The sequence below is a fragment of the Anaerozeibacter quisquiliarum genome (genome assembly GCF_051162045.1).
Taxonomy (GTDB): Bacteria; Bacillota; Clostridia; order Christensenellales; family Aristaeellaceae; genus Anaerozeibacter; species Anaerozeibacter quisquiliarum.
Map to the genome: position 1 here is coordinate 1 of NZ_JBISDI010000041.1, position 12,614 is coordinate 12,614.

Genomic DNA, 12,614 nt, shown 5'->3' on the forward strand with positions numbered 1-12,614 from the left:
GGTTCGAGTCCCACCTGAGGAGCCACCCAGAACATGTTCGGTGTGCGGCAGCAGCGAACATGTTCTTTGTTTCATGGATCTTCCTGTGGCGCGGACATTCGCGTCCATTCCATCAAAATTGCAAATCATCGCAATTCGAGCCGAGGGGCGCGCTGCGGCCAGGCCAAGTATCAACCACTTCTTTCATAACCCGTATGAATGCCCTGGCGGCGCCGGTCAACGGCCTGCGCTTGGAATAGGCCACGACAACCCTGCGCGGGGGGACATGCTGCTTGAACGAAAAATAGCGCGGCATCTGCGGGAATTCATTGTGCATCGCAAGAATATCCGGGATAATCGTGATTCCAACTCCGGCGGCGGCCAGGGCTTGCGCCGTTGCCATGCTGTCTGTTTGCAGGATGATATTCGGCCGGAAGCCGGCGCCGTGGCATAAATCGAAAAACGAGGTTCTCAGCTTCTGACCTTTCTTCATGACGATGAAGGATTCTTCTTTCAAAAGAGAAAAGTCGATGGATGGGTACGGTGGGAATTGCCCCTCTTCGTCCTCCGCGTTGCACAGGCGGTGCTTTGCCGGCAGCGCCAGTACGATTTCCTCCTGAAAAAGTTCCTCGTATGTCAGTTCCGGATCGCTCAGGGGCAATAGCACGATGGAAAAGTCCGTAATCCCGCGCGTCGCGCATTCCTCGAGCTTTTCGGTAATGCCCTCTTCAAGGTTGATGCGGATACCGGGATATCGCTGTTTAAAGACGGGCAGTACCGTCGTGAGCAGATACATGCTCCGGTAGTTTGAACTGCCGATGGTCAGGCGCCCCGTTTTGATTTCAAGCAGGTCGTCTATCTGACTTTTTCGTTGCTGCCGAAGCTGATGGATACTCCGCTCCGTTTGCAGGAAAATTTCACCCGCAGCCGTCAGCTTCGCCGGTCTTGCATTGCGTTCGAATATCTCCGCGCCCAGGTCGTTTTCGATCCTTTTGATGTATTGGCTCAACGACGGCTGAGCAATATACAGCCTTTTTGCCGCAAGGGAGACGCTCCCCTCTTCCAGGATTTTTTCAAGATAGATCAAAGCCCTGTCTTCCATGACGCATCCCTCCCTCGCCGATTCCATAGGTATTATACTATGGATTCAATAAAACGGAAAGTATTTGATCTATGTATGTTTCCGGGTTATACTTAAAACGGAATGAACGACCGCCATATTGGCAAGGGAGAGGTGAATATGACTCGAGAGGCGCAACGCGATCAATTCATAGACATCATGGCGAAATTCACTTCCTACGCGGGCAAGCACCTTCCCGACGACGTCGGCACGAAGCTGAAGGAGCTTCGCGCAATGGAGGATACGCCCATGGCCGGGATTTTCTACGACGCCATGGACGAGGATCTGAGAATGGCGGACGAGTTGGACCGGCCGTGCTGCCAGGATACGGGCGTCATCCAGTACTTTGTGCGGGTTGGTTCCCGCTTTCCGCTGATCGATGAAATCGAGGACTGCCTGCGCGAAGCCGTAAAAAAGGCGACGGTCGAAGCTCCGCTTCGGCACAACGTCGTCGAAGTTTTCGATGAAAAGAACACGGGAAACAATGTGGGAACACGGATTCCCTGGATCGACTGGGAGATCGTTCCGCACAGCGACGAGGCGAACATCTACATGTACATGGCGGGCGGCGGGTGCAGTCTTCCCGGAACCGCCAAGGTTCTGATGCCGCTGGAGGGATACGAGGGCCTTGTGAAGTTCGTCTTTGACCAGATCATATCCTATGGAATCAACGCCTGCCCGCCTCTTCTGGTCGGGATCGGCATTGCCGGCTCCGTTGAGGTGGCGGCAAAGCTCTCCAAAAAAGCGCTGCTGCGGCCGATCGGAACGCACAACGGCAACACGCGCGGAGCGGATCTGGAAGCCATGATTGAGAAAGGGCTCAACGAAATTGGAATCGGCCCCGGAGGCATTACCGGGAAAAGCTCCGTCATGGGCGTTCATATCGAGCACGCGGGCCGCCACCCGGCAACCTTGGCCGTCGGTCTGTCCACCGGCTGCTGGGCACACAGAAGGGCGCTCATCAAAATCGATTCGAAGTTGGGATACGAAGTGATATCGCACAAGGGGGCGGTCCTATGAGCACGAAAACGCTGACGACTCCGATCGAGGATCGAGACATCGAATCCCTCGCGATCGGGGATATCCTCTATCTGAACGGGTATTTGATTACAAGCCGCGATGACGTGCACCAGCGCCTAATCAAGCAGAATAAGCCCCTTCCCGTCGATCTCGCGGGGAAGGCGATCTTTCACGCGGGCCCCATCATGCGGGGAAATAAGGAAACGGGCAAGTACGACGTCGTTTCCATCGGCCCCACGACGAGCATGCGCATGGAGAAATATGAGAGCGAGTTTATCGCGCAGACCGGGGTAAAGCTGATCGTCGGAAAGGGGGGAATGGGCGACAAGACGGCGGAGGGCTGCAAAACCCATAAGGCGATTCACGCCGTCTTTCCGGGCGGATGCGCCGTTCTCGCCGCGAGCCAGGTGGAAGAGGTCGAGGAGGTCGAATGGCTGGATCTGGGCATGCCGGAGGCAATGTGGGTGCTGCGCGTCAAGAACTTCGGCCCGCTGATCGTCTCCATTGACACAATGGGGAACAATCTCTTCGCGAATAACAAAAAAATGTTCGATGAGAGAAAGGACCGCGTCGTTTCCGAAATCACGAAGCACGTCGATTATCTCGATTAGCCATCATGCTTCGGCGCCCATTTCGGTTTCCGATGTCTCTTGCACGGCGACCCCGTGAATGCCGCCCGGCACACCCTGACGAGTTTAGATTGCGCAGACGTAAAAATCCAAGGAGAAGACGACAACATACATCCTTCATCATTTGCGAATGATGGAGGATGTATTGGCTTCACGACAAACCCCTGTCGAATCAGCCGCGCATGCGGTGAAACCGATGGCCGCCGCAAGGAACGGAAGTGTTCCGAACCATTCCCCACAATCGCCAGGGGTACGGAGCGCTTCATCTTCCCCTTCTCCTCCCCGACAAACCGGAAGAGAAGCCGGATCGGGTTTTCCCGCTTTTCCTGGAGACGCCTTACGGGGGTACCTGATAGCAGACAAGGAGACGCTTGTCAATGTGTTTTGACAAACTTCGGAAGGGCCTGATTTTGATCGTTATGACGAAACGGCTTTCGATACAAATGCGGGCGCTCAAACCGGTTCCCAGAAAGCATCAATTTGACAGGCAATGGAAACGACAGCAAGGGATAAACGGCGGAAAACGGCGCGCGGTGCGATAATAATGGAGCGGATGTATTGACAATTGGCGTTGTGTCGGATATACTGTACGCATAATCGGTTCTAATTTAGTACCAGTTACTCCGGTAAGAAGTTGGAAGTGAAAGCATGGAACTCAACCGGCAGCAGTTGATCCTGACCCATTCCTTCGAGGACCGAGCGCGCCATTACGGCGCGGTCGCGCCACCGGTATATCTGAACTCGCTGCACGTATTCCCAACGTTTGAGGAGTACGCGCACGCCGACGCGACGGACGATGATTGCTACGTCTACACCCGCGCCGGAAACCCCACCACGCACCTTCTGGAGCGCAAGCTCGCCGCGCTCGAGGGCGGAGCGCGTGCGGCGGTTTTTGCTTCCGGCATGGCCGCGTCAACCAGCGCGATCCTGGGCACCTGCAAGTCGGGGGACCACGTGCTGTGCATGCGGGACGCTTACCAGCCGGTGAAACGCTTCATGGCCGCCGTCGGCGGCCCGCGCCTGAACATCGACATCTCCTTCGTGACCGGGACGGATCTTGATGAAATCGAGCGCGCCATACGACCCAATACGAGGCTCATGATCCTGGAAAGCCCGGCAACGTTTGTGTTCACCGTCGTGGATCTCAGGGCCATCGCCGAGATATGCCGGCGCCGTGGCATTGTCACCTACATCGACAACACTTATTCCACGCCGCTTTACCAAAACCCGCTGGAGATGGGCATCGACCTTGTGATGCACACGCTTTCGAAATACCTGGGCGGCCACAGCGACCTTATCGGCGGCGCTCTGATCGCCAGGGACGGCGACCGGATGGACTACATCATCCGGAACATGCGCGAGTGGCTGGGCGGTGTGCTGGGGCCGATGGAAGGTTGGCTGGTGCTGCGCGGGCTGCGAACCCTGGAAGCTCGGCTCAAGTGCCACCAGCGCACGGCGCTCCGGGTGGCGACATGGCTTGAGGCGCAGCCCAAGGTGAAGCGGGTATTGTACACGGGCCTTCCGTCCCATCCGCAGCGGGAACTGATCCTGCGGCAGATGCGCGGACATACGGGGCTGATGAGCCTGGTGCTGGACCGCCCGCCCGAGGACGCGGTGCGCTTCATTGATAAGCTCCGCCTGTTTGGCAAGGGCTGCTCTTGGGGCGGGTTCGAAAGCCTCGCGCTTTGCCCGCTGTACGAAGCCTCGGACGAGGAGATCCGATTCCTTGGGAACCCCGACCGGGGACTGATCCGGCTGCACTGCGGCCTCGAAGGCGCGGACAACCTGATCGCGGATCTCTCCCGGGCGCTTGACGAGACTTGACCGGCGCGGTCGCGCCGTTCAAAACGATAAGGAGGGAATCACATGAGGAAACTGCTGGGGACCGTCCTGTGCCTCGTACTGATGGCAAGCCTCTTCACGGGCTTCGCCGCGTATGCCGAGGGGATCGAACTGCGCTTCATCGATGTTTCTCCGAGCCCCGTCCGCCAGGAGTACTTTGAAACCACCTTCGCCAAGTTTAAGGAAGAAACCGGTATCCAGGTGACCTACGAATCTGTGCCGTGGGATGACGCGGCCAACAAGCTGACGGTCCTGGGCGCCTCTGGCCAGCTTCCCGACGTGATGACCACCTGGGCCGGCTGGCTTGGCCAGTTTACCGCCGCCAATTGGGTGCTCCCGCTCAACAGCTACATCGAGGGCACGGAAGGCGAATACGCCGACACCGTGACCAAGCTCGTCTGGAAGGGCGAGAAGGAGCTGTACGGCAACTACTACACCGTGCCCGACGGCGTCATGGTAAAGGGCGTGTACGTGCGCAAGGACTGGGCGGCCGAAGCCGGTCTGAACCTGGATCCCGCGAAGGGATGGACCTACGGCGAGTTCTTCGACGCCGTACACAAGCTGACAGATCCCGCCAAGAACCACTACGGCACCTCGTTCCGCGGCGCGCGCGGCGCGTTTGACCCGCTCTTCGTGTATCTTCAGAGCTTGAGCGGCGGCAAGGCCTATGCCGACGACGGCGCGGCACTGTTCAATTCCGCGGAGAGCGTCGAAGCCTACAAGACCTGGAATGCGCTGTACCTGGATGGCTGCGCACCCAAGGACGCCATCAACTGGGGCTTCGTCGAGATGGTGGACAACTTCACCGGCGGTCTGACCGGCACGCTGATCAACGACTCCGAAGTCGCCGCCACCTGCATCTCCACCATGAAGGACGAGCAGTGGATGGTCATGCCGATGCCGAAGAGCGATAAGGACGGCAAGATCTACAACACCGTCAATTCGCCCTACGCATACTCGATCTCCGCCGCCTCCAAGAATCCCGACGCGGCGTGGCAGCTGATCCAGTTCCTGACCCGCCCCGACAACAACATCGAATACTGCAAGTTGACCGGCCTGATCCCGATCAAGAAGGCCGTCGGCGACGACCCGTTCTATGGCCCGGATGGCTACTACGCCGCGTTCGTGCAGCAGCTCAATGACCCCGCGATGGTCGTACCCTGTGCGTTCGGCCCGTTCAGCTACACCGACATGCACCAGGGCATGATGCACGAGGAAATGCAGAAGTACCTCTTGGGCCAGCAGGACGCCGAAACCTCGCTGGGCAACGTGGCCAGGGAGCTTGAGGCCCGCATGAAGCAGTACCTGGTGGACAACCCGGGTTCCGCGGTCGAGCAGCCCAAGGCGCTCAGCGAAGGCTGATGTCTGTCCGAACCATTTCTTTGCTGCCGCGGTGGGCTTTATGGCGCACAGCGGCGGAAGGCCGACTGGTATACGCTTAGGCGCGGGGGCGGGGGAGGATGCCTTCCCCCGCCTTTTTTGAAGGAGGGTTCCCATGAGCGAGCTTGTCCTGTACCTGGTGTTGGTAGCGGCCGTTTTCGTCATCGCGTTCGCGCTTCTACGCGCTTATGAACGGAAGAGGCCCTTAAGGTACCGGCGCGCGCGCCGCGCGGCGGAACCGTATCTGTTCATCCTGCCGGTCTTGGTGCTGCTGCTTCTGATGTTCGGCTACCCGCTGATCGACAGTTTCGTCATGGCGTTTCAGAACTACAAGCTGACCGCGCCAAACGCCATCCGCTTTAACGGCCTCGCAAACTTCCAGAAGCTGTTCTCCGACCCCGACATAGGCCTGATTATGCGCAATTCGCTGGTTTATGTGATTGCCAGCGTCGCGGGACAGTTTACGCTGGGCATGACGCTGGCGTTGGCGCTCCGTAAAAAATTCCGTGGCCGCGGGCTATACCAGGCGGTCGTGTTCCTGCCATGGGCATTCTCCGCGTTCGTCATCGGCCTCATCTTCCGCTGGTCCTTCAACGGGGAATACGGCGTGGTCAACGACCTCCTTCAAAAGCTCGGCTGGGCCGGCGAGAAGCTGGCGTGGCTGGGTACGCCGGGGCTTTCCCTGACGGTGGTGGTGCTGGCGATGATCTGGATGGGCGTGCCGTTCTTTGCGATCATGAACCTGGCGGCCCTTCAGTCGATCCCGGCGGACGTGTACGAGGCGGCCGACATGGACGGCTGCGGCGCGATCCGGCGCTTCTTCTCGATCACGATGCCCTACATCAAGCCGACCGTCATCGTGACGATCCTGCTGCGTACGATCTGGATATTCAATTCCTTCGACCTGATCGTCGTCATCACCGGCGGCGGGCCGGCCAACCACTCCCAGACGCTGCCGTCCTTTATGTACACGCGCGCGTTCTCGGGTTACGATTTCGGCCTCGCCTCGGCGCTGGGGGTGCTGTTGATGGTCATCCTTGCGGTGTACGCCGTTGTGTTTTTGCAGGGGACCAAGTATAATAGGGCGGGTGATTTCTAGTGCGCAGGCAGCTGATAAAGGGTTTGATGGCGGCCGGACGCGTGGTTCTTCTGGCGCTTTTTCTCTTGGCGGTGGTGCTGCCGATCTACTGGATGGGGATCACCTCGTTCAAGACCCATGCAGAGATTATCGACGCGCAGAACCTGACCTACTTCCCGAGAAGCTTCACGGCTGAAAACTACAATCAGCTGTTTTCGATGTACGATTACGGGCAGATACTCAAGAACTCGGTGATCGTGTCGGTCGCGACCGCGATCTGCATAACCTTGCTTTCGATCTTGGGCGGCTACTCGATGGCGCGCTATACATTCCGCGGCAAGAGCGCGATGCTGCTTTTCTTTCTGGTCACGCAGATGATCCCGGGGATCCTCGTCATCATCCCGCTGTACCTGATCTACGCGAAGCTGAACCTCATCAACACCCGGTTCAGCCTGTTCGTCTACTACCTGATCGTCAATCTGCCGTTTTGCGTAATCACGATGCGAAGCTTCTTCGAGCGCATCCCCTACACGCTGGAGGAGGCTGCCTCCGTGGACGGATGCACCAGGGGGCAGGGCCTTCGGCGGATTGTGCTGCCGGTCATGTTCCCGGGCATCGTCGCGGTGTTTGTGTTCGCGTTCATCGGCGCGTGGAACGAGCTGATCGCCGGTACGATCTTCATCAGCACCTCGGACATGTGGACGATTCCGGTAGGCCTGAAGTCATTGATCGGAAAATACGATGTCAAATGGGGCGTCCTGATGGCTGGCGGCGTGCTGGCGTTATTGCCCACCGCGGCCATGTTCGCGGTGATGCAACGCTTTGTCGTCGAGGGCCTGACGGCGGGCGCCGTGAAGGAGTGAAGCCATGAAGCGGTCCGAACAGCGCATCGAACCGGTTTCGAAGGACCTTTTGCACGTGCGGGTGTCCAGCGCGATCTGCCGGTACATCCGCGCGGAGGGCCTGCGCGTCGGCGACAAGTTGCCGTCGGAGCGGACGCTGGCCGAGCGGCTTTCCACCGGGCGCAATACCGTGCGGGAGGCGCTGGGGATGCTCCGGTCGGAGGGCGTCGTCGAGATCGAGCCCAGCAAGGGTACCTTCGTCCGGCGGGAGTCGGTGGAGCCGCCGCTTACGATGGAGCTCCTTCGCGTAGACTACCGCGACCTGCTGGAGATCAAGATGTGGCTGGAATCGCTGGCCATCCGGCGGGCGGCGCAATGCGCCACCGCGGAGCAGTTGGACAGGCTGATCGACCTTGGCAGGCAGCTGAACGCGCTGGCTGAGGAGGGCGACTTCTCAATCGCGCTGGACCGCGAGTTTCACATACAGTTGCTGAACTGCGGCGGCAGCAGCACGCTCTCGCAGATGGTGCTGTCGCTGGTGGATGCGCTCAACGACTATTCGGGCATTTTCGAAGGCGCGGCGTCACTGTGGATCAAGACCATTCCATACCACCTGGAGATGGCCGAGGCGCTTCGCGACAAGAAGCTGAGCTTCGCACTGGCCGCGCACGAGTACATTCGCATGTACGATCTGCAGGTGCTGGACGAGCCTTCCGGAAAACCGTAGGAGGGGAAACAAATGGAAAACCGCATGAGCTGGTGGCGGGACGCGAAATTCGGCCTGTTCATTCATTGGGGGTTGTACGCGCTGCTTGCCGGAGAATACCGGGGCGTCAGAACCAACAACATCGCCGAGTGGATCATGCACGACCTCGGTATCTCGGCGCAAGAATACGAAAAGCTCGCGTCTCGGTTCAATCCCGACAGCTTCGACGCCGACAGGATCGCGCGCCTCGCGCGGGACACCGGCATGAAGTACGTCGTCCTCACCGCGAAGCACCACGAGGGCTTCGCGATGTACCGCTCAAAGGCCGACCGCTACAACGTGGTGGACGCGACGCCCTGGGGCCGGGACCCCGCGCGGGCGCTGCGCGAGGCCTGCGACCGGTACGGCCTCAAGCTGTGCTTTTACTATTCGCAGGCGCAGGACTGGCATCATCCGGACGGCATCGAGGAGGGCGTACCGGACGAAGGGAAGGATTTCCGAAACTACCTCGATCGGAAGTGCATCCCGCAAATCACCGAGCTTCTTACGGAGTACGGCGACGTGGGCCTCATCTGGTTCGATACGCCCATGAGCATGACCAAGGCGCAGTCGGAGGAGCTCAAGGCGCTGGTCCGGCGGCTGCAGCCGGATTGCCTGATCTCCGGGCGCATCGGAAACGGCCTGGGCGATTACATGACCACCGGCGACAACTTTATCCCGCTTTTGCCATACCCGGGTGATTTCGAGGTGCCCGCAACGATCAACGACACCTGGGGTTTCAGCCGTTTTGACCGGCGCTGGAAGAGCCCTGAAAAGCTGATTCGCAACCTCGTCAAGGTGGTCAGCCGCGGCGGCAATTTCCTGTTGAACATCGGCCCGGACGCGGCGGGCCGCGTGCCGGAGGCGTGCGAGCGGGTGCTCGGCGTGATCGGCGGTTTCCTCTCCCGGTGCGGCGAGAGCATCTATGGCACGCGGCCGGTTCCCGCATACCCCTACGACATAGACTGGGGTTATTTCACATCCCGCCCCGGGAAGCTCTATATCCATGTGTTTGAGGAGATGCCGGATGTGTACCTTCTCAACATGGCCAATACGCCAAAGCGTGCGTACCTGCTCTCCGACGGGCGTGAACTCACGCTGAAAGAGCGCGTCACCTGCGAGGGCGACCACAGCTGGCGCATCCTGTGGCCGGGCGAACAGCCCAAGGATATCGATACCGTCATCTGCGTCGAGATCGAAGAGGATCAGGTCGCCTTCGAGGCGATCAAGGGGTGAGGGACATGGCGGGCGAACGCGGCGCGATCAGACGCCTTCAATACCCCGCGCGTGAAGCGCGGGTCAACACCCGGTGGTGGTGGTACGGTGGCGCGGTGGAAAAGCGAGAGATCCGGCTGCAGCTCGAAGCCATGCGGGACGCCGGGATCGGCGGCGTCGAGATACAGTTCCTCTATCCGCTGGACTTTGACGACGCGTCTGCCGGGCAAAGGCACATCGATTTCTTTTCACCGGAGTTCTTTGACATCCTGGACTTTACGCTCACCTGCGCGAGGGAGATGGACATCGGCGTCGACCTGACGCTGGGCTCCGGCTGGCCGTTCGGCGGCTCCTTCGTCGAGGATACGATGGCGCCGGATATTCTGGTGCCGCTGAGCCACGACGTGACCGGCCCAACGCTTTTTTCGTTCGACTACACCTGCGTGCTGCCGGGCGAGATCGAGCGGGTTGTGCTTTGCCGGGTGCGGGACGGCGTCCCGGACGCGCAGACCGCCCGGGACGTCACGGACTGCGTCCAGCCCACGTTTATCGAAACCTGGCGTTGGGGCAGCAAACTGGAAGTCGCGATTCCCGAAGGGCCGCACAGGGTCTTCACCTTCGTCGTGCAGAAATACAAGCAGAACATAGGAAAGCCCGCGCCCAACATGCAGGGGCTGGCCATCGACCACTGCCGAAAGGACGTCGCGGATTTCTACTTCCGCACGATGGGCGACGCGCTGATCGCTCGGCTGGGGCGGGGGCGCATCCGCTCGTTCTTCTGCGACTCCATCGAGCTGGGCGGCTGCAACTGGACGGAACCGTTGCTTTCAGAATTCAAAGCCCGCCGGGGGTACGACCTCGCGCCCTACCTGCCTGCGCTCTGGGGCGACTTGGGTGAGGTCACCAAGCCCGTCCGCTACGATTACTTCAAAACCTTCTCGGAACTCACGCTCGAAGGGTTTTTTGAGAACTTCACCGCCTGGTGCGGGGCGTGGGGCGTAACTTCAAGGACGCAGGCGCATGGCATCTGGGCCGACATCCTGAAGGCCTACGCATCCGCCGACATTCCGGAGGGTGAAACCTTCGGCCTGCACGACCGGTACGTGGTGAATACTGTGCACCGCCGGCTCGCCGTGTCGGCGGGCCTCTGCTACGATCGGCCCATCGTTTCAAACGAGAGCTTTACGTGGCTGCGAACGCCGAGGTTTTTGGAAACGCCGGAGATGGTCAAACGCGCCTTCGACGCCATCATGGTGGACGGCATTCAGATGATCGTCAACCATGGCTTCTCCTACTCGCCGGAGCGCGCGGGGAAACCGGGCTGGAATTTCTACGCCTCCTCCATGCTGAATCCGAACAATACCTGGTGGCGCTTTTACCCTGAATTGTCCGCCTACATGAACAGGGTGTGCTCGTTGATGCAGGGCGGCCCGGCTGTAAGCGAGGTCATGGTCTACATTCCTGCGGGGGACATCTGGTCGGATTCACCGATGGCGGAGCTGCACATGGCGCTGCGCGTCGAGGACTACGTCGGCAAGGACACGGTGAACCGACTGCAACGGGCGGGCTATTGGTTTACATACGTAAATGACGAGGTATTGTGCGACCGGGGTACGTTGGAAGACGGCGCGCTGCGGATCGGCATCAATCGGTACAGGGCGCTGCTGCTCATCGGGTGTACGCGCCTGCCGGTAGAGACGGCCCAGGCGATCGCCCGGATGGACGGGGCGGGCGTCGCGGTCATCGCGTGCGGGGGCCTTCCGGCTGACGGCTGCGGGCTTTTGCACAGGGAGGAAAACGCGGAAGCGGTGCGGCGCGCGATGACGTCCCTGAGAAACGCGCGAATCGTGCCGGACCGGCGCGACGGCCTGATCGAGGCGCTTCGTGAAGTGCTGGAACCCGACCTCGTGGTCGAGGGTGGAGACGCGCAGGACGTGGGCTTTATCCGCCGCCGTGTGGACGGGCAAGACGCCTACTTCATCGCCAACATTTCCGCGAAGGCCCGGCGCGCGGTGCTGACCCTCCGGGCGTGCGGCGGAGTGCGGCTCTACGACCCGATGGCGGAGCTGTACATGGCGCCGGTCTCGCTTACGGACTCGGGCGGCCGAGCGCGCGTGGAGATCGATTTGGAGCCCAACCAATCGCTGGTATTGATTGCCGGCGAGGAAGGCCTCGCGCCCCGCCCTGCCGATGTTTACCGAAAGGTGTTGCGCTTGAATGGCTGGACGCTCGCGGTGGACAAAGAGACCGTCGCGGAGGGCCTCGAGGACCCGGTGGGATGGGAGCGGTACGAAAAGACGCGCTACCACAGCGGCGACGGGGTGTATTGGGCGGATTTCGAGCTGGACAGGGATCGGGCGCTCTTCGTAGAATTGACCCGGCTGGACTGCTGCTGCGACGTACTGCTGGATGGCGAAACCGTTTCATCCATCTGGAAGGCGCCGCTTCGCGCGCGGCTGGGCATAATCTCAAAGGGCGCGCACCGGTTGACCCTTCGCGTCGTAAACACGTGGATCAACCATGTGATCGACCCAAACCGGCCGGAGAGGGAACAGGAGAACTCGGTAGACGCGCGCTGGCCGTATTTCACCAACATCATCGGCGATATTCGAAGGCGCAGGCTGTACGCGGGCAAGGAGCGCGCGGCGATCAAGGAGCCTCAGCCGTCCGGCGTCAGCGGGCCTGTGCATCTTGTGACGTGCGGTACCGAACCGCCGAGCGGCGCTAAGGGTTCCGCCGCAAAGCTCAAAGCCTCGACGTAGCG

Annotated in this window: 10 protein-coding genes; 9 read left to right on the top strand and 1 reads right to left on the bottom strand. The window is 60.2% G+C overall.

Going from position 1 to position 12,614, the window contains the following annotated elements:
• Positions 1 to 112: 112 nt before the first annotated feature.
• Positions 113 to 1,081: a LysR family transcriptional regulator gene (locus ACH6CV_RS15145; RefSeq protein WP_456359053.1), complete on the bottom strand. Its 969-nt coding sequence runs from the start codon at positions 1,079 to 1,081 to the stop codon at positions 113 to 115.
• 138 nt (positions 1,082 to 1,219) lie between these two features.
• Between ACH6CV_RS15145 and ttdA the strand changes: the two genes are divergently transcribed.
• From ttdA to ACH6CV_RS15190, 9 genes are all read left to right on the top strand, one after another.
• The gene (ttdA, locus tag ACH6CV_RS15150) at positions 1,220 to 2,119 is read left to right on the top strand and encodes a L(+)-tartrate dehydratase subunit alpha (protein ID WP_456359086.1); all 900 of its coding nucleotides are present in this window, start codon (positions 1,220 to 1,222) and stop codon (positions 2,117 to 2,119) included.
• The gene (gene ttdB, locus ACH6CV_RS15155) at positions 2,116 to 2,730 is read left to right on the top strand and encodes a L(+)-tartrate dehydratase subunit beta (RefSeq protein WP_456359054.1); all 615 of its coding nucleotides are present in this window, start codon (positions 2,116 to 2,118) and stop codon (positions 2,728 to 2,730) included. Before ttdA ends, ttdB begins: the two co-directional genes overlap by 4 nt.
• A 666-nt stretch (positions 2,731 to 3,396) precedes the next feature.
• Complete coding sequence (locus ACH6CV_RS15160; protein ID WP_456359055.1) at positions 3,397 to 4,572, top strand: trans-sulfuration enzyme family protein; 1,176 nt, start codon at positions 3,397 to 3,399, stop codon at positions 4,570 to 4,572.
• A gap of 42 nt (positions 4,573 to 4,614) precedes the next feature.
• Positions 4,615 to 5,952 carry an ABC transporter substrate-binding protein gene (locus ACH6CV_RS15165; protein ID WP_456359056.1) on the top strand — a complete coding sequence of 446 codons (1,338 nt, stop codon included), beginning with the start codon at positions 4,615 to 4,617 and terminating at the stop codon, positions 5,950 to 5,952.
• Between the two features lie 133 nt (positions 5,953 to 6,085).
• Positions 6,086 to 7,069: a carbohydrate ABC transporter permease gene (locus ACH6CV_RS15170; RefSeq protein ID WP_456359057.1), complete on the top strand. Its 984-nt coding sequence runs from the start codon at positions 6,086 to 6,088 to the stop codon at positions 7,067 to 7,069.
• Positions 7,069 to 7,911 carry a carbohydrate ABC transporter permease gene (locus tag ACH6CV_RS15175; protein WP_456359058.1) on the top strand — a complete coding sequence of 281 codons (843 nt, stop codon included), beginning with the start codon at positions 7,069 to 7,071 and terminating at the stop codon, positions 7,909 to 7,911. Before ACH6CV_RS15170 ends, ACH6CV_RS15175 begins: the two co-directional genes overlap by 1 nt.
• A gap of 4 nt (positions 7,912 to 7,915) precedes the next feature.
• Entirely contained in the window at positions 7,916 to 8,617 is a 702-nt protein-coding gene (locus ACH6CV_RS15180; protein ID WP_456359059.1) for a FadR/GntR family transcriptional regulator, read from the top strand.
• 12 nt (positions 8,618 to 8,629) lie between these two features.
• Positions 8,630 to 9,871, top strand: a complete 1,242-nt coding sequence (locus ACH6CV_RS15185; RefSeq protein WP_456359060.1) for an alpha-L-fucosidase — start codon at positions 8,630 to 8,632, stop codon at positions 9,869 to 9,871.
• A gap of 5 nt (positions 9,872 to 9,876) precedes the next feature.
• Positions 9,877 to 12,612 (top strand): glycosyl hydrolase, encoded by a 2,736-nt coding sequence (locus ACH6CV_RS15190; RefSeq protein WP_456359061.1) that lies wholly within the window; start codon positions 9,877 to 9,879, stop codon positions 12,610 to 12,612.
• Positions 12,613 to 12,614 lie beyond the last annotated feature (2 nt).